Origin of the sequence: Pseudonocardia alaniniphila, assembly GCF_022524485.1 — a bacterium.
In the GTDB taxonomy this organism is placed as follows: Bacteria; Actinomycetota; Actinomycetes; order Mycobacteriales; family Pseudonocardiaceae; genus Pseudonocardia; species Pseudonocardia alaniniphila.
On the sequence record NZ_JAKXMK010000012.1, the window covers coordinates 131,773 to 152,161 of the forward strand.

A 20,389-nucleotide genomic window follows, 5' to 3' on the forward strand; every position below is an offset into this window, starting at 1 on the left:
CAGTTCGGTCTCTACGCTGCGATTCCCATACCCCCGTGCTCTGGACGCTCAGCAGCGCATCTCCTCGCGACGGTGGTGTGAGGGGATCAGTGGCACGCCGCCCTTATGGAAGCAGTGTGTCCCCGCCGGCGTCGATATGCCGCCGTGTCGCGACGACCCGCGTGAATCCGTCAGCTGTGCATCCCTGCGTCTTTCGCACGGACTTGCCGACCAGGGGATACATCGTGTTGATCTGATTGATCCGCGATTCCATTGAAAGTGCCGATGGTGAAGATTGATCACCGCAAATGGCAACAAGATCGACAATATCCACTATCAGTACAATCGGGCTATTGACCATGGCAACAGCAAGTAAATGCACCGGCCAATATTCGATTGTGCTGTAGATCACGGAACAATCTTTGAGGTTGGCTGGTGTCCACGGCGCCCATGAGGTTTCCGTAGAGCAGGGTAGCGGCGTGATCGGATTCGCCGACCGCACCGCCGAGTCATGGGCGCCGGCCGGGTGCGGCGACGAGTTGAGTCCGCTCGCACGGCGTGGCGTGCCGATCAAGGCAGGTTTCCGATGCCGTCCGGACAATTCGAGGGACGTCTCATGATTAGAGTGGATGTGTTCGCGCTGTGTCCGATCTATCGAATGGGGCTGGTCCATCTCTTGCGGCAGTCGGGCATTTCCGTGCTGGTGGCGGAGACATCGCCCGGAGAGGGGGACCCGTCGATCTTTGCCGATGCGGTGATCATCGACGCCGAGACGTTGGAGCTGGAGCCCCACCTGCAATTCGTCGCTCCGAGATGGACGGACACCCCTGTCCTCGTGGTCAACGCCGAACCGTCGCTGCTCGTTGACGGCGCGTCCGCCATCGTCGAGAAGGGTGTGTCGTGCGACCGCGTCGTCGACGCGGTCTGCGAGGTCGTCGCGGGCGCAGGAACGATGCTCTTCGCGCCGACGGCGAGCGAGGCCGGGACCACGCGCCGGCGCGCGGCCGAGGGTGACCTCGCTGGTCGGACGCTGTCGACGCGCGAATCTCAGGTCCTGACGCACATCGCGCACGGGCTGACCCACGGCCAGATCGCGAGCCGGTTGCGGATCAGCCCGCACACAGTGGACACCTACGTGAAGCGCATCCGCGCCAAGCTCGGTATCGGCAACAAGGCTGAGCTGACCAGGTTCGCTCTCCTGCGTGGCGCGTCCGGGGTCACGGTCTGAGGCCGCGGGGGACCACCACGCGCCGCTCGCGGTCCACCGTCGCGGAGTGCCGGCGGTGGTGCACGCCGCCGTCTCCACCGCATCGGGAATGCGTAGCCGTTCATCCAGGTCGACCGTGCGCTCGCCCGGGGCTTATCCGGTCATGCCCGTGCTCGGATACTCGGGCTCGTGCGGCTGAGACCAAGTGGCGTGCAACGACTTCCACGAGTGCTGCTCCATGCAATGTCCCGACGTACAGCGGAAGGCCCGGAGCATGACTGACATTGCGATAACCGACTCGGAGGTGACCGAGGCCGTGCAGCGGATCCTGGGCGAGGTGCTCGGGATCGACGATGCGGACCTGACGCAGAGTTTCCACCATTTGGGGGGTGACTCATTGCGTGCGCTGAAGGCCGCTGGTCGGATCGCGTTCGAGTTCAACGCCGCGGCCGCGATGGACGGGACAATTCTTGAGGCGCTGCTCGACGGTACGACCGGAGAAGCGCTCGCGCGGATCGTGCTGGATTCCCTGGAACAGGAGGTCGCCGGGGAGTCCGAGGATGCGCCGTCGACGGAATTGTCCTTCGGCGAGGAACGGCTCTGGACGGCCCACCAGTATCAGTGGGACCGTTCGACCTATCACTCCGTCGGCGGTTTCCGGGTAACGGGGATGCTCGATCTTGCAGCGCTCGATCGGGCCGTGCGGGCTCTTGTCGATCGGCATCCTGCGTTGCGGACGCGCTATGCGCCGGACCATCCGGCGGTCGATCGAGATGGTCGGGCAGGGCCATCGGTCGATGTCGTGCATCATCGTGAGGTCATACCGTGGTCGGAGGCCGAGGTGGCGGCCGAACGCGGTATCCAGGAGCCGTTCGACCTGACCAGTGGCCGCCTGTTGCGGGTGCGCACCTGGCGCACAGGTGAGCAGGAGTGGCTGTTGCAGGTGATCCTGCATCACATTGCGATCGACGGCTGGTCGATGGACATCATCTATCGCGAACTGGCCGCTCTGTACGCCGGCGATGATCCGGGCCCCGGAGAATCCGTCGACTACCGCGATTTCGCGCAGTGGCAACGGAGTTCGACAGGGATGGAGGAAGAGGCGGAGGAGTGGGCCGCACGGCTGCTGCCGCTGCCCGAGCGGATCGAACTCGGTAACGGGCGCAGGCGCCGACCCACTCGCTCTCTGGAGGGGCAGGTGCTCTACACCGATCTGCCGCCGGAGATCGGGGACAAGCTGGCCAGGCTGGCCGAGGAGTCGCGGACCTCGCTGTTCGTCGTGCTGCTCGCGCTGTTGCATGTGTGTCTGGCGCGGCGGACCAGGCAGTGGGATGCGCTGATAGGAACGGTCGTCGCGGGGCGCAGCCGGCCGCAGGACCACGGGACTGTCGGCTACTTCACCAACACCGTGCCGGTGCGTGCCACGGCGTCGCCCGACGCCACATTCGGCGAGCTGATCGAATCGCTGCGCGAGGAGTGGCGATACGTGTTCACCCATCAGGGAGTGCCCCTCGAGGAGCTCGCGGTTCGCACCCGTCGCGCCCCGGACCCGGCACGCACCCCGCTGGTGGATGTCGTCATGGTTCTGCAGAACAACGACGATGTGCCGCTGATGCTTGCGGATTGTGTCACGGAGCCGTTGTGGATGCATACTGGTACGGCCAAGTTCGATCTCATGCTCGAAGCCATCCGTGTTTCCGGAATACTGCATTTGAGCTGGGAGTACGCTACCGAGGTGCTCACCGCCGAAGAGGTGGCTGAACTCGGGTCTGTATTCGAGCAACTCGCGTGGGCGCTCCCGGAAGACGGAAACATCACCCTGCGCGAGCTGCTGCGTCCGACACGGGCTGAGCTCGCGCAGATCGACAGTATCGACGTCAGCGGCTCGCCGGATGTCGATATCTGCGGCTTGTTCGAGACGGTCGTCGCCCGCCAGGGCGGCGAAATCGCGCTGTACGGAACGACGTCCGACGTGACTTTTCGCGAACTGGGAGAATTGCGCGATCGGGTCACCGGCTGCCTCGTCGAGAACGGGGTGACTCCCGGCGACGTCGTCGCCGTCGATGTCTCGAATTCGGCGCTGTCCGTGGCCGCGATGCTTGCGACCTGGTCGGTGGGCGCGGTCGTGGTGATGATCGATCCGGGATGGTCCGGTTGGCAGCGCGACCGGCTGATGAGTGCGTGCCGACCCGCGGTCCTCGTCGGTGGCCGAGAGACGAATCCGCAAGGGCCTGTGGTGATTTCCGCCGGCGACGTGGCGGCGGCGTCGCCGTACACCGGCGCGCCGGTGAGGTGCCGGCCCGACGATCCAGCATGGCTGGTCGCCGATCTCGGCCCCGCCGGCAAGCCCGAGGTCGTGGCAGGCAGCCATCGCGGCTTGCTCGACCGCTGCGTCTGGACGTGGAACACCTTCCCCTACGAGGCGGGGGAAGTGGCCGTCGTGCACGGTCTTGCGAGCCCGGTCGACGCGATCACCGAGACGCTGGCGCCGCTCCTGGCCGGGGTCCCCCTCGCCGTACTGCCCGACACGGCGGCATCCGATGCCCGCACGACCGCCGAGTGGGTGCGCCGGTACCGGGGAACGAGATTGCTGGTGACGCCGTCGCTGATGTGGACGATGCTGCACTCGCTCCCCGAGGCGCCCGAGGCACTGACGACCCTGCGGGTATGCGCCTTCACCGGCGAGGAGCTCGATGCCGATCTGCTGGGTCGGGTCCGAGAGGCGCTGCCGGAATGCCGGTTGGTCAATCTGTACGGAAGTTCGGAGACAACGGGATACGTCGCCTACTCCGAGGTGACCGGTCTGCCGGTCGGTGCGGACGTCCCCCTCGGAAGACCGATTGACAATACCCGCGTGTTCGTTGTTGACGAATGGGGTGAAACGGTCCCGCCGGGTGTGGCCGGCGAACTGGTGGTGGCCGGTGGGTCGGCAGGAATGGGGTACCTGTCGGCCGGAAATGTGGAGCGCACCGGCGGATTCCGGACAGGAGTGCCGTCCGATCGGGACATGCCCAGCTGCTACACCGGAGATCTCGGCTACCTTGATACCGAAGGGCAGCTGATATTCGCGGGACGCGGGGACCGGGAGGTCCGGGTGCGTGGCTTCCGGGTCGAACTGGCGCACGTCGAATCGGCGCTGCGGGCGATCGACGGGGTGTCCGGGGCGGTGGCATGGGCCGAGCACACCCTCTCGGGTGACTGCATCCTCGCCGCTGTGGTGCCGCGATCCGGCACGGAGCTGCTCGGGGACGAGGTTCGGCTGACGTTGCAGTACCGGCTGCCGTCCTACATGGTTCCCGCCCGCGTGAACGTCATCGACACGTTGCCCCTCACCGCGCACGGGAAACTCGACCGCGGCGCGATCGCCGCATCGGTCACCACCCAGCGCGACCACGGCCTGGCGGGCTCCGATGAGCTCTCCGCGGCAGAGCAGCGAATCCGGACGATCTGGTCACAGGCGCTGCAGGGCGAGTCGCCGGGTGCCGACGACAACTTCTTCGCACTCGGGGGCGACTCCCTGGCGGTGACGGCCATGCTGACCGCGGTGCTGCGCGAGTTCGGAATCGAACTGGGGGTGGTGCGCTTCCTGATGCAGCCGACGATCCGCGGCATCGTCGACCAGCTCGTCGAGCACGGGGCGGTGGCGTGAACACCGACCAGCTGTCGATCCGGGTGAGTGGAGCCAGGGAGAACAATCTGCGGTCGATCACCGTCGAGATCCCGCGGAACGCGATCACGGTGATCACGGGTGTATCCGGGAGCGGTAAGTCGTCGCTGGCCTTCGGGACGATCTATGCCGAAGGCCAGCGCCAGTACCAGGAGAGCCTGTCGCCGTACATGCGCCGCGGCTTCGAGAAGGTCCCCAAACCCAAGGTCGAGGCGGTCAGCGGGCTCGGTCCGACGATCGCGGTCAAGCAGCATGCGCCGGGCCGCAATCCGCGCTCCACGGTGGGCACGATCACCGAGGTGGGCGACTTCCTACGGCTGCTCTTCGCGCGGGCGGGCCTGCACACCTGCCGGCATTGTGGAGCGGACGTGGTGCCGCGGACCGCCGACGAGTTGCTCGCCCAGGCGCTCGCCGCGCTGGGAGACGGGCCCGTCAGGCTGGGCCAGGTACCGCGGTGGACGCTGCCGGTGGAGAGTCCCGGCTCACCACTGGATCACCGGTACTCGCTCGATGTCGTTCGCCTGAACGGAGATTCGGGAGACGCCGAGCACATCCGTCGCGGTGTCGCGGCTGTGCGAGCCCGCGATGACGCCGTGCTGGTGATCGAACCGGACGGCGGGAACCCGCTGTATCTGGCGCCCGGCCACCTCTGCGCCCGGTGCGGCCGCAGGGCAACCGCGGTCTCGTCACGGTTCTTCAGCCCGAACACGCCCGACGGAATGTGCCGGGATTGTGAGGGACTCGGTACGCGTATCGCGGTGTCCGCAGAGAAGATGATTGCCGACCCTGGCCTCTCGATCCGGGCGGGGGCCTTGGCGTTCTATGGTGACCGGCGGCGTCAACCCAAGAAGACCTACTGGCCGGTGCGGGACCTTCCGGAGCTGCTGACCCTGTTCGGCGCCGCACTCGACACGCCCTGGTGCGACCTGCCGGCCGCATTGCGCGACATCGTGATCCACGGTGAGACGTCACGGCCGCTGTCCGCCGAGGTCAAAGCCTTTCTACCTGGCCGGACCGATTCGGGTCTGGTACCGCAGATCGACAGGCTCGCCCGGTCCGCAGCGGCTGACGGGCGCAGGCACAACTACGACCGGTTCATGATCACCGAGTCCTGCGTGGAGTGCGGCGGCACGCGTTTGAATGCCGACGCGCGGGCGGTCCGCCTGGACGGACTCGATATCACCGAGGTGATGGCACGGCCGATAGCCGAACTGCCGCGGTGGCTGGACCAGGTGTCGAAGCTGGAGCTGTCCGGTGTCGTCGCGGAAGCGGTTGAGAAGATCGTTCACGAGCTGTTCCAACGGCTTTCGCACATCTGCGAGGTCGGTCTCGACCACCTGTCGCTGGACCGGCAGATGCCCGCGTTGTCAGCCGGAGAGGGCCAGCGGCTGCGCATTGCACGACAACTCGGCTGCGGCCTGATCGGTGTCGTATACGTCCTGGACGAACCGTCGGTCGGCCTGCACCCTCGCGACACCGGGCGGCTGATCGAGAGTCTGCGGAGACTGCGGGACGCGGGCAACACCGTGATCGTCGTCGAGCACGATGCCGAGATGATGAGATCCGCCGATCACCTCATCGACATCGGCCCGGGAGCCGGCAACGCGGGCGGGCAGCTCGTGGCGGTCGGACCGCCGGGGGAGGTGATGGCGCATCCGTCGTCGCTGACCGCCCGGTATCTGAGGGGTGCGGACGTGCCGGGAGGTGGCCGTCCCGAACGGCGGAAGCCGGATCCTGCCGCGCACATCGTCCTCACCGGCGCCCGCCTGCACAACCTGCGCGGGATCGACGTGTCCATCCCCTTGGATGTGCTGATCTGCATCACCGGACCGAGTGGGAGCGGTAAGAGCTCGCTGGTGAAAGGGATTCTGGAACCCGAGGTGGCAGCCTCGATCAACGGCGAACCCGGCCGCCGTGACGTCCTGGACACGCTGCGCGGCCACCACGTGTTCGGCCGAGTGATCGGCGCCGCGCAGGACCCCATGGGACGTTCGAGCCGTTCGATACCGGCGACATACATCGGCATCTTCGACGAGATCCGGCAGCTCTTCGCCCAGCTTCCGCTGTCGATCGAACGCCGCTGGACCACAACGCATTTCTCGTTCAACTCCGAGGCCGGCCAATGCTGGACCTGTCGCGGTTCCGGTGAGCAGGCGATGCCCATGCACTTCATGGCCGATGTCGTCGTGCCTTGTTCGGTCTGCGGTGGCAGGCGCTACAACGCCGACGTGCTCGACGCCCGGCTCGACGGCCTGACCATCGCCGACGTGCTGGACCTGGAAGTTTCGCAGGCTGTCGGGTTCTTCGGTGGGCGGGCGAGGATCGCGCGGGCGCTGAACATGCTCGACGAGGTGGGACTCGGCGGCCTTCGGCTCGGGCAGAACTGCGCGACATTGAGCGGGGGAGAAGCCCAGCGCCTCAAACTGTCCCGCGAACTGCTGCGCGACCTGGACTCGGCGCGCACCCTCTACATCGTGGACGAGCCGACCAGCGGGCTGCACGCCGCCGACGTGAGCCTGCTCATCGGCCTCTTGCACCGGCTGGTCGACCGCGGCGACACCGTGGTGGTGATCGAGCACAATGTGGACGTGATCGCCTCGGCGGACTGGGTCATCGACCTCGGTCCCGGTGGTGGCGCGGACGGCGGTCGGATCGTCGCGCAGGGTACGCCGGAGACCATCGCCGCTGATGCGCGGAGTGCGTTGGCACCCTTCCTGTCCGAGGCTCTGGCCGTCACATCGCGCGTACGTGGGTGACTCGCACCCCGAGCGAGCGACTCCGCGACATCGGCCACGGCCTCCGCGCATGCCTCGAGGTGAGCTCGGCGTGCGTCGGACAAGAGCGTGGACCAGGTCGGAGAGGCACGCCCCGCCGCGGCTCGAACTGCTGGGGCGAGCCGGCGGGAGCCGAGCCGTCGCGAGTACCGGGAATTCTTTGACCGGGAGGCCTGATGTCGTGGCGACGGGCAGCCCATCAATCCTCAAATCCGGCGCTGTCATATGACTGTCGCATCGATGAGGAAAAATCTGGGGTCTGCCGGGTATCAAAGCACCGCCGGCCCGCGCGTGGGTGCTGACTTTCGGCTAGGGTCGATTTTCCAGCTCGACTGCGCGCCCGTCGGATTATTACGTGACTCTTGATCGTCGACGATACTCGACATTGCTGTAGATTTCCGTGGCGAACCGCGGTTCGGGGCAGGAGAGGTCGTGCATGCCGTCATTCTGGTCGGAGGTAAGGGGTCGCGCCTGCTACCGTTTACGAAGTCTCGGCCGAAGCCGCTGATGAGACTCGGCCGGTACTCGATTCTCGAGATCATCATCCGAAGGCTGGGCGCCTACGGTTTCAACCGCGTGACACTGTGCACCGCTCATCTCGGCGAGATGATCCGCGCGGAATTCGGGGACGGCAAACTGCTGGGGTTGACGATCGAATACTGTACCGACGATCCGCCGTCCGGTACCGCGGCACCGCTACTGCTCGTGCCCGACTGGGATTCACCGGCCGTCGTCATGAACGGCGATGTGCTGACCACGCTGGACTTCGCACATTTCCAGCGGATGCACGAACGGAGTGGAAGTGTGCTCTCCGTCGCGTTCCAGCGTCGGGAGATTCCCGTCGAGCTGGGAGTTCTCCAGGTCGGTGACACGCAGGTGCAGGCGATATGGGAGAAGCCGTCCCTGGCGATCGACGTGTGCTCGGGAATGTATGTCGTCGACCCTTCGATCCGGAACTGTATACCGGAAGGTGTCCGGGTGGACATGCCCGACGTTATCGACACCCTTCTGCGGAAGGGTGAGCGCGTCAACGCCTACGCGTTTCGAGACGAATGGCACGACATCGGCACGCCGACCACCTACAGAAATGCTGAACGATTGTTCCTGGCGAACCAGGAACACTACCTCTATCCGAGTGAGGAGATCGGGCAGGAGGCCTTCGACGAGGCGAACACCGAGGTGCGACCGCCGCTGGCAACGGGAACAAATGGCCGACCGCAACTGAGCATCTCACTCGTCAAATGAGCGAACCGGATGCGGGTGATCTCATCACGATCATAGGGAAGTCCATGGGTTACGTTCTGGCTCTCCCTCCCCTCGCCGCCACCGACGACTTCTTCGGCGCGGGCGGCGACTCGTATCGGGCAATGGAGGTCCTGTCCGAACTCGTCGTCCGCTACGGACCTGATGATTCTGCACGAGCGGAGCGATTGCACGAAGAACTCGTGCTGGCAATGTTCGACGACAGTACGCCACAGGCGCTCGCGGTCGTATTCGAGAGGTACTGACATGAAACCTTCGATACTCGACCTGCTCCACCGGCATGCCGAGAAATCCCCTGGCACAGTCGCGATGAGCGTTGGCACGCCGACCGGCTGGGAATCGGTGACCTGGGCGCAGCTGTGCGACGCCGCGTCGGCCGTGGCCAGGCGGGCTCGCGGACTCCCGGCCGGTGCCGGACCGGTGGTCCTGGTCGTGGACAACAGCATCGCCTGTGTAACGGTGCTGCTCGGGCTGGCCATCGCCTCGCGCGAGGTGCTGCTGGTCGAATCGGCCAACTCGTATCTGGCCGACGAACAGTCGGCGGTCTTGCGGGCCGCACCCTCGTGCGTGGTCGGACCGGAGGGACTCGCGACGAGCGTGTCCACCCGGCTCACCTACCTGAGTTTCGGTGAGCTCACGGCCGGGCCGTCGCGGGCGCCGGCGCCCGGCGAGGGCGGGTCGATGATTCACCAGCTCACCTCGGGATCCACCGGCGAGCCACGGATCGTCCGCCACAGCGTGGACAACATGGTGCGGGGCGGCCATATCTATCGCGAGGTCCACGGACTGACCGATGCCGACAGCGTCTTCGTGACGGTTCCGCTCGCACATTCGTTCGGGCTCATCGGCGGACTGGCGGCCGCGCTCGTCTCCGGTGCCCGATTGCTGACCCTGAACCGCTTCAATCTCCGAGTCCTGGTAGCGGGCCTCCACGACGGCGCGACGGTAATGCTGAGCACACCGCTCGGATACGAGCTCATCGCGGCGGCGAGCAGCCCCGCGCGCCAGGAGAACAGCCTTCGTCTCGCACTGTCCTCGGGCGGGCCGCTGTCGGAGCGGGTGGCGGCCACGGCCTCGCACCGGTTGGGCGTCCGCATCCACCAGGTGTACGGCAGTACCGAAACAGGTTTGGTCGCTTGCGCCTACGACCGCGCGGAGCCATGGCCGGACGGCTCGGTGGGCCGGTTCGCACCCGGTGTCGAATGGCGGATGGCCGACGACGATGCGACGACCCAGGATGGCGCGGGCCGGCTGCTCGTGCGTACCTCCACCATGTTCGACGGCTACCTGGACTCCGCGGCGCCCGATGCCTGCAGCGGGTTCTACGACACCGGCGATCTGGTGCGCGTCGACGAGCGGGGCCACGTCTTCGTCGTTGCACGCAAGAACACCTTCGTCAACGTCGGTGGCCGGAAGGTCAACCCGCGGCGTATCGAGCGGTTGATCGCCGAACATCGCGAGGTCGCCGAGATCGCCGTCTACGGCGCCGGATCCGAAGGTGACGAGCAGGAGATCCACGCGGCCGTTGTGCTCACCGGTTCGACCGGCGTGGCGGAGCTGCTCAGGTTCTGTCGCTCCCGGCTGATGCCGTACGAGGTGCCGCACCGCGTGCACGTCGTATCCGAACTGCCGAGGACGGCGCTCGGGAAGGTGTCGGTTCCGCGACTCATCCAAGAAAGGGCATGACATGACCGAGTCCACGGGTGACTACGTCGCGGTGATCGGCCTCGGCTACGTCGGGCTGCCGCTGGCGCTGTCGCTGGCGCGGTCGGGCCGGCGAGTGGTCGGCGTCGACGTCGATCCCGAGGTGCGCGCCTCCCTCGCTGCGGGCAGGCCCCGGTTCGTCGAACCCGGCGTGACGGAGCTGCTGAACTCCGTTCCCACGGAACGTTTCACCGTGACCGACCGGTTGCCCGAGCTGGCGCCGCGCTCGGTCGTCATCTGTGTCGGGACCGCGATCGACTCGGCCACGGGACAGCCCGATCTGCGCCACCTCGTCGCAGCCACCGAGCACGTCGCCGCGCACATGTCGGCGGAGACGCTCGTCGTCGTCCGTAGCACCGTGCCTGTCGGCACCTGCCGGCGCACGTTGCTGCCGCTGCTGAAAGCCCACGTCGACGCTCCGATGCTCGCCATGTGTCCCGAGCGGATCATCCAGGGACAGGCACTGCGCGAGATCGAGTCCTTACCCCAGATCATCGGCGCGCTCGACGACCGGTCTCTCGACCGAACCTGCCGACTGCTGAAGCCCGTTGCGGAGGATCAGGTGATCGTCTCCTCGCCGGAGGCCGCGGAAATGGTGAAGCTGGTGTGCAACGCGCACACCGACCTCATCTACGGCTTCGGCAACGAGGTCGCCCTCATGTCGTCGGCGCTGGGTATCGACGCGAACGAGGTCATCGCCGGGGCCAACCTCCGCTATCCGCGGCCCGACCTGTCCCGTCCCGGCTTCGTCGGCGGGAGCTGCCTGATCAAGGATCCGTACCTACTCATCCACTCGGCTGCCGAGGCGGGATACCGGCCGCCGATGGTGGCAGCGGCGCGTGCGGTCAACGAGCGCGTGCCGGGCCACGTCATCGACGTGGTGGTGAACGCCCTGGCGACGAGGGGACGGTCACTTGCCGACGCGAAGGTCCTCCTCTGCGGCATCGCCTACAAGGGACATCCGGAAACCGATGACGTGCGCGGCGCGGCTTCGGTGGAGGTGGCGGCGGCCCTGCGCGACCGGGTGGCCGTGCTCGCCGGTCACGACTTCGTGGTCGACCCGAGCCGGATCGCGCGTACGGGTTGTGAGCCGGCGAGTCTGGCCGACGGGTTGACCGACGCCGACGTGCTGATCCTGCTCGTCGACCACCCGCGCTATCGGGAGCTGGACGCCGAGTTCGTGTGGGCGCGGATGCGAAAACCCGCGATCGTCTTCGACATGTGGGGTCTGCTCGACTCCGAGCTCTGCGGCATGCCCGATGTCGACTACCTGAGGTTGGGCCGTGGCTGAGCGCGTTCTGATCACGGGCGGCGCCGGATTCGTCGGCCGGCACCTTGCCCGCCGCTTGCTGCGTGAGGGCGCCGAGGTCGTTGTCGTGGACGACTTCTCGCGCGGCCGCGCCGCTGCCGAGCCCGATGACGGGCAGCGGCGGCCCCACGTGGTCGAGCACGATCTGACCAGGCCGATCCCGCACGGACTGCTGCCTGGCAACTTCGACACCGTGTATCACCTGGCGGCCGTCGTCGGCGTACGCCGGGCGAACGAGAATCCGAGTCATGTGCTGCGCACGAATGTGCTGGCCACACTGAACCTTCTCGACTGGTGCCGGCTCACATCGCCCGCGACGCTGTTCCTCAGCTCCACGAGTGAGGTCGCCGATGGTGCCCTGCGGATGGGGCTGGCTCCGTTCCCGTCACCGGAGAACCTGCCGTTCGTACTTCCCGAGCCGCGGGCGCCTCGGGCCTCCTACGCCCTCAGCAAGACCGTGTCGGAAGCCCTTTTCCTGCAGTGCGGTTCCGACTTCCGGATCCGGATCGGCCGGTACCACAACATCTACGGCCCGCAGATGGGCTACTCGCACGTGATTCCCGAATTCATCGAGCGCGCACTGTCCGGCGCCGATCCGTTCGCCATTCACGGCGACGCGCAGACCAGGGCGTTCTGCTACATCGACGATGCGGTCGATGCCACGGTCGGCATCGTTCGCCTGGACACCGTGGATCCGATCATCGTGAACATCGGAAACGACCGGGAGGAAACCAAGATACGCGACCTCGCTGACCGGGTCCTCGCCCTGGCGGGCGGACGGCCCGAGATCGCCGTCTACGACCCGCCCGCCGGCTCCCCCGATCGTCGGCTGCCGGAGCTGTCGGAGCTGAGGCGCTGCATCGGGTACGAGCCGAGGGTCGATCTGGATGCCGGGCTACGCGCGACCTTCGACTGGTATTCGCGCCACCGGCGAACGAACACGGACCGGGATGGTCGATGAGCGAGGTTCTGATCACCTTCGGCGGCTACCCGTCCGCGCCTGCCGGCGCTGAGCGGATGGCGTGGCGGACGAGCGAAAGCCTCGCCCGGCGTGGCCATTCCGTCACCGCGCTCACCGACTCCCCGCCACCGGCCGACCTGGACGGCGAGGCGGTGCGGCCCGTTCGATCTGATCGGGACCTCGCGCAGGACTGGCAGGCCGATGTCGTCCACGCCTACGACCTGGCCAAGCCGGAATACGTGGCGATGGCGCTCGATCTCGCCCGGCGCGGCGGAGCCCGCATGGCGCTCACACCGGCGACCGCACCGCAGTTGTGGCCCGACGCGGAGCTGGGGCGCGCCGCGTGCCGCCAGGCCCGAGTCATCTACGTGCTGACGTCGGCCGAGGCGCGGGTGCTGTCCGGATTCGGCGCGACACCGGATCGGATACGCCGGATTCCACACGCTCCCGATCTTCGCGGCCGCCCGGATCCGACCGGATTTCGCCGACGGCTGGGATTGCACGGGCCGACAGTGGTATTCGCCGGTCGGCGGATCCCCTCGAAGGGATACGCCGAGTTGCTCCGGGCCGCGCCGTTGATCTGGCGCGAGCTGCCTGACACGCAACTCCTGTTCCTCGGGCCGAACACCGATGCGGCTGCGGCGGAAACGTTCCGCACACATGCGGATCCGCGGATCTTCGACCTCGGCGCGGTGGACGAGCAGACCAAACACGACGCGATCGCGGCCGCCGACGTGTTGTGCCTGCCGAGCAGCGCCGACGTGTTCCCGCTGGTCTTCCTCGAGGCGTGGATGTGCGGAAAGCCGGTCGTGAGCGGCGATTTCGTGGGAGCGGACAGCGTCGTCGAGCACGGTGTCGACGGCCTGATCGTCACGCCTCGGCCGGCGGAGATCGCGGAAGCACTCGTCCACCTGTTGTCCGACGTCGAGATCCGGTCCGCGATGGGGCGGGCCGGGCAGACGCGGGTCCGGCAGAACTTCACCTGGGACCGAGTGGCGGCGAGTGTGGAGGCCGGTTACTGAGATGAAGACCTCGATGCCACAGACGACAACGGCTCCGCAGTGGCGAGTCAGTCTCGCGGACAACACCATCGACGACGAAGAGATCCAGGCGGTGACCGCGGTTCTGCGATCACGATGGTTGTCGCCGGGGCCGCAGACCCGCGCCTTCGAGCGCGACTTCGCCGAAGCGCTCGGATGTCCAGCCGCCGTTGCGGTGAGCAGCGGGACCGCAGCCTTGCATCTGGCGGTCCTCGCCCTCGGGATCGGGCCCGGCGACGAGGTGATCGTGCCATCGCTCAGCTTCGTGGCCTCGGCCGCGATGGTGGCCCTGCAGGGCGGCACGCCGGTGTTCGCCGACATCCGGTCGGAAACCGATCCGACGATCGATCCGGCTGATGTGCGCAGGTTGATCACCGACCGGACGAAGGCCATCGTTGCGATGCACTACGGCGGATACCCGGCCGACGTTGCTGCGCTCGCCGAGCTCGCCGGCGAGTACGGCGTCGCGTTGATCGAGGATGCCGCCCACGCACCGGTCGTGAAGGCCGCAGGCGCCATGCTCGGCACACTCGGAGATGTCGGCTGCTTCAGCTTCTTCGCGACCAAGAACCTCACCACCGGAGAGGGTGGAATGGTCGTGGCGCGTGATCCGGCGCTGCTGGACGTGATCCGCGCCGCCCGGTCGCACTGCCTCTCCTCCTCCACGTGGGACCGGCTGCACAGCGGTGCCGCCGACTACGACGTTGCCGGCATCGGCCTCAACTACCGGCCCACCGAGATCGCATCGGCGATCGGCCGGATCCAGCTCGAGAAGCTCGCTCACGATCGCCGTCGTCGCGCGGTGCTCACCGCCGCGTATCGGGAGCGGCTCGCCGCTGTGCCCGGCCTGGTCGCACCGTTCGCGCACTACGACGGTGATTCGGCAAGGCACCTCATGGCGGTGCTGGTCCCGGAAGGGGTGGCTCGGAACGACGTGCGCTCGGAGTTGCGGGAAAGAGGCATCCAGACGTCGGTGCACTATCGGCCCACGCATCACTTCACGTTCTACCGCGAAAGGTTCGACTCGGGGGAACACCCGTTGCCGGTCACCGAAGCGGTGGCCGCGCGGCTGCTGTCGTTGCCGCTGCATGCCCTGATGTCGGACGACGATGTGGCCCTGGTCGTGGACGGCTTGTCCGAGAGCATCGTCCGATCCTCGGAAAGGTCGATTCCGTGAGTTTCACCGTCTGCGATGGCCGGCTGTTGCGAGACGATCGGCCCTTCCTCGTGCAGGGGGTCGACTACCACCCGTCCTCGGCGGGCTGCCGGATATGGACCGAATGGGATCCCGGCGCGATAGCTCACGACTTCGAACGCATGGCCGAAGCCGGTCTGAACACGGTGCGGTTCTTCGTGTTCTGGCGCGACTTCGAGCCTGAACCCGGATGCATCGACATGGACATGCTCGAGCGCCTGCGCCATGTCGTCGACACCGCCGCGCAGGCGAAGCTCGCCTGCGTGATCTCGCTGTTCACCATCTGGATGAACGGGCAGCTGCTCGATCTCCCGTGGCGGCAGGGCCGAAGCCTGTGGCGCGACGAGGACATGCTGGCCCTGGAGGAGAAGTTCGCCACGGCCGTGGCCCGCGAGGTGGGCGGGTGCGACAACGTGCTGGCCTTCGATCTGGGTGACGAGATCGGCTGCGTGGATCCGGTCGAGGCGGCCGCGTCGACAGCGGAGCAGATAGCCGACTGGCAGGCCCGGCTGGCCGCCGTACTGCGGCTCGAAGCGCCGAATGTTCTCGTGCTGCAGGCGAACGACGCCTCGGGTGTGCTGGGACCGTCGCCGTTCGGCGCCGACAACAGCGCGGCACTCGATCTGATCGGCATCCACGGATTCCCCGTGTGGGCACCGGGGTCGATCGAATCGACGCTGTCGTTCAAGGCGACGAACCTGACATCGTTCCTGGTGCGATTCGCCTCTGCCTACGGTGTCCCCTTGGTGGACGAACTCGGCAGCTACGGCGTCGACGACGCGACCGCGGCGGCGTACCTGCGAGCGTCCGCCGCCTCGGCCATCGGCAACGGCGCGTCCGGGATCCTCGTCTGGTGCTGGCAGGACATCGCCGCGGAGGCCGAACCCTATGCGGACCGCCCGATGGAACGGTTCGCCGGACTGCATCGGCTGGATGGTTCTGCAAAGCCGGTGATGCGGGAGTACCGCAGAATCATCGGTGCCGCAACCGAACTCGCGACGCGGCGCCCGCGGCCGTCCGTTGCGGTGTACCTCCCGCAGCGAGTTCGTGCCCACAGTGGGTCCTATCTGGACAGTGGGACCGCGACGCTGGCGACGTTCTTCTCCTACCTGCTCCTCAAGCGTGCGCATATCGAGTTCGACATCGTCGCGGACGATCTGACCGGATACGACCTCGTGATCTGCCCGTCGGTCGCACACGTCACGCTACTCGATCTGCGGAAGCTGCATGCCGTCTGCGCTAGAGGTGGCACCGTCTATTTCTCACTGGGCGACCATATCCACGGATTTCCCGGTGAGCCGATGGTGGGCGCGGAGATCGTGGACTACGCGCCTCCCAGTGCCGGGAAGTCGGCATTCAGCTGGGACTCGGACGAGTGGACGATCGACTGGGCGGCGACGCGGACGCGGACCACCACGCTGCGGCCCACCACCGCGGAGGTGATCGGTCGCTATCTGGACGGTTCGCCGGGCCTGTTGCAACGTCGGGTGGGCAACGGCCGGTTCCTCTTCACCAATGCGCCGTTCGAGGCACAGCTCGACCGGCCGGAACGGTTGACCGCCGCGCCCTGGGAGCGTTTCTATCGGCGCATCGCCGCTCTCGCAGGAGTCGCCCCGGTCGCGGCCTGCCCTGATCCGGACGTGGAGATTCTCTCCGACGATCGTGACGGCTGCCGGCGCCTCGTGCTCATCAATCACGGCGTGACGCCCAGCGACACGGAGATCAGCTGGGGTGGAGCGACCGCCCGGGTCGAGTTGACGACCAAGGACTGGACGATCGTGCACGTACGTCCGGAGGAGGCAGACCGATGAAAGGCGTTGTCTTCCAAGGCCCGTACCAGGTCACGGTCGACGCGGAACTCTTGATGCCTCGCGTGCTGAATCCTCGTGACGCCGTGGTCCGGGTCACGCGCACGGCGATCTGCGGATCGGATCTTCATCCCTATCGCGGAGAGATGCCCGACTTCGCGCCGGGCACCGTGCTCGGGCACGAATTCGCGGGCGTCGTCGTGGATGCCGGGGCGGACGTCCCGTTCACCGCCGGAGAACGCGTATTCGCCTCGTATCTGGTGGCCTGCGGGCGATGCCCGAGATGTGCGCGCTGCTGGCACTACCACTGCGAGCACGCCAGCATCTTCGGCTACTCCACCGTGGTCGGGCCGCCTGTGGCCGGTGGCCAGGCGGAGTACGTCTGCGTCCCGTTCGCCGATGTCGTACTGGCGCGTTCGCCGGACGATGTGACCGACGAACAGGTGCTGTTCGCCGGCGACGTGCTCAGCACCGCGTACGCCGCGGCGGTCGACGCGGAAATCGGCGCAGGGGATGTGGTCGGCGTGGTCGGAGCCGGGCCGGTCGGGTTGCTCGGGGCCATGTGCGCGTCGGCGCTCGGGGCGGCCGAGGTCATCGTGTCCGATCCGGATCCGGGCAGACGTGCGAAGGCCGCATCGCTGGGGATGCATGCGGTGGCCCCCGGCGAGCTGCGCGACAGCCTGGACGAGGTGTCCCACGGCTGGGGCGCCCGGGTGGTTCTCGAAGCCGTCGGCACCGACGCCGCGCTGGCGTCCGCTCTGCGAAGCGCCGGCCCGCGGTCCACCGTTGTCGCGGTGGGTGCGCACAGTGCAGAGGCCATGCCGTTTCCGAGCGGGCTCGCCTTCACACGGGAGCTCACCGTCCGATTCACCGTCGGTGACCCGATTCGGCATCGCGCCGAGGCCCTCCGGCTGGTCCGGTCCGGCCTCGTCGACCCCGCCCGGATCATCTCGCACCGGTTGCCGCTCTCCGACGCGCGGCGAGGTTACGAGCTGTTCGACCGTCGGGAGGCGTTCAAGGTCGTCCTGACGCCCGACGATGCCGCGGACAGCCCAGGTATGGCTATTCGGCCGGGCCGATAGCGCGATCGTCCGATATCTGCCGGAGACGGCGAGCTCACTGTCAGCGGAAACAATCGAAAGGTGGCGCGCGATGACGCACCTGGAGGCCGTGGCGACCTATCTGCCGCCAGAAAGCGTTTCCATCGATGAGGCCCTCGCCGGCCTCGATATCAGCGAAACGCAGATCCGACTTTTCCAGCGTTTCTACGGATTCTCGCGAATCCGGCGGGAACCGAAGGCCCGGCTGGCCGACCAGATGCTGTCGACCGCGGCAGGTCTCACGGAGCTGCACGGGCGGGAGAAGGACGTGCGCTATGTCGTGCAGGCGCTCACCCTGCCCGTCGCTGCGCCCTATCCGAGCAATCCGGTGCACGATGTGCGACGAGCGCTGGGGCTCGACCACGCCGTCACCTTCTGCCTGACCCAGCATGCCTGTGCGACCGGACTGCTCGCCGTCGACGTGTGTGGAAAGCTGCTTGCCGCCGACGGCGATCCGAACGCGTTGGCGCTGATCTTCACCGGGGAGAAGGCCTACACCGCCTACTCGCAGAAGTTCATCATCGACACCGCGGTGATGGGCGAGGGGATGGCGGCGATCCTGGTTCGCCAGGGTGGCGACCACGACGAGGTCATTTCCTATGTGACCCGCACCCACGGGCAGTTCAACCAGGCGCCGTGGCTGACGCACGAGCAGGCCAGGGAGTTCGACCAGCTCTATCCCGAGGCCCTCGCCGAGGTGATGCTGGCCGCGATCGAGCAAGCGGGCCTCACCCTGGCCGACATCACGTTCGTCCTTCCGCATCACGTCAATCACAACTCGTGGAAGAGGCTGTCCAAGCGTATCGAGCTGCCGATGGACAGGATCTTCCTCGAAAACCTTCCGGAAGTCGGACACTGCTTCTGCGCGGATCCCTTCATCAACTATCTCTCGGTTTCGGAAACTGGACGCCTGCGTCCCGGCGAGTACTACATGATGGTGTCGGTCGGCCTCGGCGCGACATTCTCCGCGATGGTTTTACGGCACTGACGAGAATCCTGGAGGACAAACCATGCGGGTACTGCCGGACAACTTCAACACCAGACTGAAATCGGCGCTGGTGGGTACAGCGGACGCGAGCCTCGTGTTTCTGGGCAACTTCGAGGTCGAAGGCCAGTGGGCGATCGGAGAACTCGGCCTGCGTGGCATCGCCTTGGAGACCGGCCGGGCCGTGGTGAACCGAATGGACGAGTTCGCCCTGCTGCTCGCCACCGAGACCGACCACGTGGTCCTCAAGCAGGATCCCGACGAAGGCTACCTGGGCTATCTGGCCGACCTCGGGCTGGAACTGCCGCGGATCATCATCCCCGGTCGCCAGGATCCGCACCGGGTGGTCACCGAGGACGCCCTGGCTGATCCGGCGACGATCACCCGGCTCGCCCAACTGGCGAACGAGGGTTGCTGGCTGTCTCCGCACGGGGTTTCGACCTTGGAGGAGCAACTTGCGGGGCGATCCGGTCTTCGGCTGGCGGCACCCGGCGCGGCGATCTGCAAGGCGGTCAACAGCAAGATCTACAGCAGGCGCCTGGCCGATGAGCTCGGTCTGCGGCAGGCGCCGGGCTGGGCGTGCGACACACCGGCTGAACTGGACGAGGCCGTCGCCGGTGCCCGCGCCCTGCTCGCCGTGGATCGAAAGGTCGTGGTCAAGGACGCGTTCGGCGTCTCGGGCAAGGGCATTGCCGTGATCGAGACCGAGGATCGCCTTGGTCGGCTGCACCGGATGATCGCCCGCAGGGCGGCTGAACAGCGGCGGGTCGGCCTGGTGGTGGAGGAGTGGGTCCCCAAGGCCGCCGACCTCAACTACCAGTTCACGGTGAGCCGCGCCGGCGCGGTCCGTATCGACTTCGTCAAACAGGCGTTGACCGACGGCGGGGTGCACAAAGGGCACCGGTTCCCGGTCTCGCTCACGGCGGCACAACTGGACGAACTGGGCGAGGCCGCGCAGCGGATCGGAGGGCGGCTCGCCGGCGACGGCTACTTCGGCGTGGTCGGGGTGGACGCGCTGGTCGATCCGGAGGGCGGCCTGTTCCCGCTGGTCGAGATCAACGCGCGCAACAACATGTCCACCTACCAGGCCTTGGTCCAGGCGACCTTCGCCGGGGCCGGAAAGGTTGCTCTCGCCAGGCATTACGTACTCCGGCTGCGGACCGAACTGGCCTTCGACGATCTGCGGCGGCTGCTGCACGGCGTCATGATCGATCGCAACACCGAATGCGGCCTGCTGGTCAACAACTTCGCCACGGTCAATGCGGCCGGTGCGGTGCGGGGCGCTTCGACCGAGCGGTCGTTCGACGGGCGGTTGTACGGAATGGTGGTCGCCCGGTCGAGCGATGAACTGACGGCCCTGGACGACGAGATCACGGCCCGCCTCGCGGTCGTGTAGG

Annotated in this window: 15 protein-coding genes; 14 read left to right on the forward strand and 1 reads right to left on the reverse strand. The window is 67.0% G+C overall.

Features of this window, described 5'->3' with window-relative positions:
• Positions 1–103 precede the first annotated feature (103 nt).
• The gene (locus MMF94_RS15780; RefSeq protein ID WP_241037364.1) at positions 104–391 is read right to left on the reverse strand and encodes a hypothetical protein; all 288 of its coding nucleotides are present in this window, start codon (positions 389–391) and stop codon (positions 104–106) included.
• Between the two features lie 174 nt (positions 392–565).
• Between MMF94_RS15780 and MMF94_RS15785 the strand changes: the two genes are divergently transcribed.
• The 14 genes from MMF94_RS15785 (at position 566) to MMF94_RS15850 (ending at position 20,388) form a co-directional block, all read left to right on the forward strand.
• Entirely contained in the window at positions 566–1,207 is a 642-nt protein-coding gene (locus tag MMF94_RS15785; RefSeq protein ID WP_241037366.1) for a response regulator transcription factor, read from the forward strand.
• Between the two features lie 253 nt (positions 1,208–1,460).
• On the forward strand, positions 1,461–4,835 hold the full coding sequence (locus MMF94_RS15790; protein ID WP_277398742.1) for a non-ribosomal peptide synthetase: 3,375 nt from the start codon (positions 1,461–1,463) through the stop codon (positions 4,833–4,835).
• On the forward strand, positions 4,832–7,609 hold the full coding sequence (uvrA, locus tag MMF94_RS15795) for an excinuclease ABC subunit UvrA (protein WP_241037369.1): 2,778 nt from the start codon (positions 4,832–4,834) through the stop codon (positions 7,607–7,609). The genes MMF94_RS15790 and uvrA overlap by 4 nt, the downstream gene beginning before the upstream one ends.
• 450 nt (positions 7,610–8,059) lie before the next feature.
• On the forward strand, positions 8,060–8,872 hold the full coding sequence (locus MMF94_RS15800) for a sugar phosphate nucleotidyltransferase (RefSeq protein ID WP_241037371.1): 813 nt from the start codon (positions 8,060–8,062) through the stop codon (positions 8,870–8,872).
• The gene (locus tag MMF94_RS15805) at positions 8,869–9,135 is read left to right on the forward strand and encodes a phosphopantetheine-binding protein (RefSeq protein WP_241037373.1); all 267 of its coding nucleotides are present in this window, start codon (positions 8,869–8,871) and stop codon (positions 9,133–9,135) included. Before MMF94_RS15800 ends, MMF94_RS15805 begins: the two co-directional genes overlap by 4 nt.
• 1 nt (position 9,136) lies before the next feature.
• Entirely contained in the window at positions 9,137–10,576 is a 1,440-nt protein-coding gene (locus MMF94_RS15810) for a class I adenylate-forming enzyme family protein (RefSeq protein WP_277398743.1), read from the forward strand.
• 1 nt (position 10,577) lies between these two features.
• Positions 10,578–11,885: a nucleotide sugar dehydrogenase gene (locus MMF94_RS15815; protein ID WP_241037378.1), complete on the forward strand. Its 1,308-nt coding sequence runs from the start codon at positions 10,578–10,580 to the stop codon at positions 11,883–11,885.
• A complete protein-coding gene (locus MMF94_RS15820; protein WP_241037380.1) occupies positions 11,878–12,864 on the forward strand; it encodes an NAD-dependent epimerase/dehydratase family protein in 987 nt (328 codons plus the stop codon). The genes MMF94_RS15815 and MMF94_RS15820 overlap by 8 nt, the downstream gene beginning before the upstream one ends.
• Complete coding sequence (locus MMF94_RS15825) at positions 12,861–13,886, forward strand: glycosyltransferase family 4 protein (RefSeq protein WP_241037382.1); 1,026 nt, start codon at positions 12,861–12,863, stop codon at positions 13,884–13,886. Before MMF94_RS15820 ends, MMF94_RS15825 begins: the two co-directional genes overlap by 4 nt.
• A 13-nt stretch (positions 13,887–13,899) precedes the next feature.
• On the forward strand, positions 13,900–15,081 hold the full coding sequence (locus MMF94_RS15830; RefSeq protein ID WP_241037384.1) for a DegT/DnrJ/EryC1/StrS family aminotransferase: 1,182 nt from the start codon (positions 13,900–13,902) through the stop codon (positions 15,079–15,081).
• Positions 15,078–16,910 carry a beta-galactosidase trimerization domain-containing protein gene (locus MMF94_RS15835; RefSeq protein ID WP_241037385.1) on the forward strand — a complete coding sequence of 611 codons (1,833 nt, stop codon included), beginning with the start codon at positions 15,078–15,080 and terminating at the stop codon, positions 16,908–16,910. Before MMF94_RS15830 ends, MMF94_RS15835 begins: the two co-directional genes overlap by 4 nt.
• Positions 16,907–17,989: an alcohol dehydrogenase catalytic domain-containing protein gene (locus MMF94_RS15840; protein ID WP_241037386.1), complete on the forward strand. Its 1,083-nt coding sequence runs from the start codon at positions 16,907–16,909 to the stop codon at positions 17,987–17,989. The genes MMF94_RS15835 and MMF94_RS15840 overlap by 4 nt, the downstream gene beginning before the upstream one ends.
• Positions 17,990–18,059: 70 nt before the next feature.
• Positions 18,060–18,995 (forward strand): 3-oxoacyl-[acyl-carrier-protein] synthase III C-terminal domain-containing protein, encoded by a 936-nt coding sequence (locus MMF94_RS15845; protein WP_241037387.1) that lies wholly within the window; start codon positions 18,060–18,062, stop codon positions 18,993–18,995.
• Between the two features lie 22 nt (positions 18,996–19,017).
• Positions 19,018–20,388 carry a preATP grasp domain-containing protein gene (locus MMF94_RS15850; protein ID WP_241037388.1) on the forward strand — a complete coding sequence of 457 codons (1,371 nt, stop codon included), beginning with the start codon at positions 19,018–19,020 and terminating at the stop codon, positions 20,386–20,388.
• Position 20,389: the final 1 nt, after the last annotated feature.

Excerpts from the sequence above, each read along its gene's own strand:
- MMF94_RS15785 (WP_241037366.1), top strand. The coding sequence starts at position 566 with ATGCCGTCCGGACAATTCGAGGGACGTCTCATGATTAGAGTGGATGTG.
- MMF94_RS15790 (WP_277398742.1), top strand. The coding sequence starts at position 1,461 with ATGACTGACATTGCGATAACCGACTCGGAGGTGACCGAGGCCGTGCAG.
- MMF94_RS15805 (WP_241037373.1), top strand. The coding sequence starts at position 8,869 with ATGAGCGAACCGGATGCGGGTGATCTCATCACGATCATAGGGAAGTCC.
- MMF94_RS15810 (WP_277398743.1), top strand. The coding sequence starts at position 9,137 with ATGAAACCTTCGATACTCGACCTGCTCCACCGGCATGCCGAGAAATCC.
- MMF94_RS15815 (WP_241037378.1), top strand. The coding sequence starts at position 10,578 with ATGACCGAGTCCACGGGTGACTACGTCGCGGTGATCGGCCTCGGCTAC.
- MMF94_RS15825 (WP_241037382.1), top strand. The coding sequence starts at position 12,861 with ATGAGCGAGGTTCTGATCACCTTCGGCGGCTACCCGTCCGCGCCTGCC.
- MMF94_RS15830 (WP_241037384.1), top strand. The coding sequence starts at position 13,900 with ATGCCACAGACGACAACGGCTCCGCAGTGGCGAGTCAGTCTCGCGGAC.
- MMF94_RS15840 (WP_241037386.1), top strand. The coding sequence starts at position 16,907 with ATGAAAGGCGTTGTCTTCCAAGGCCCGTACCAGGTCACGGTCGACGCG.
- MMF94_RS15845 (WP_241037387.1), top strand. The coding sequence starts at position 18,060 with ATGACGCACCTGGAGGCCGTGGCGACCTATCTGCCGCCAGAAAGCGTT.
- MMF94_RS15850 (WP_241037388.1), top strand. The coding sequence starts at position 19,018 with ATGCGGGTACTGCCGGACAACTTCAACACCAGACTGAAATCGGCGCTG.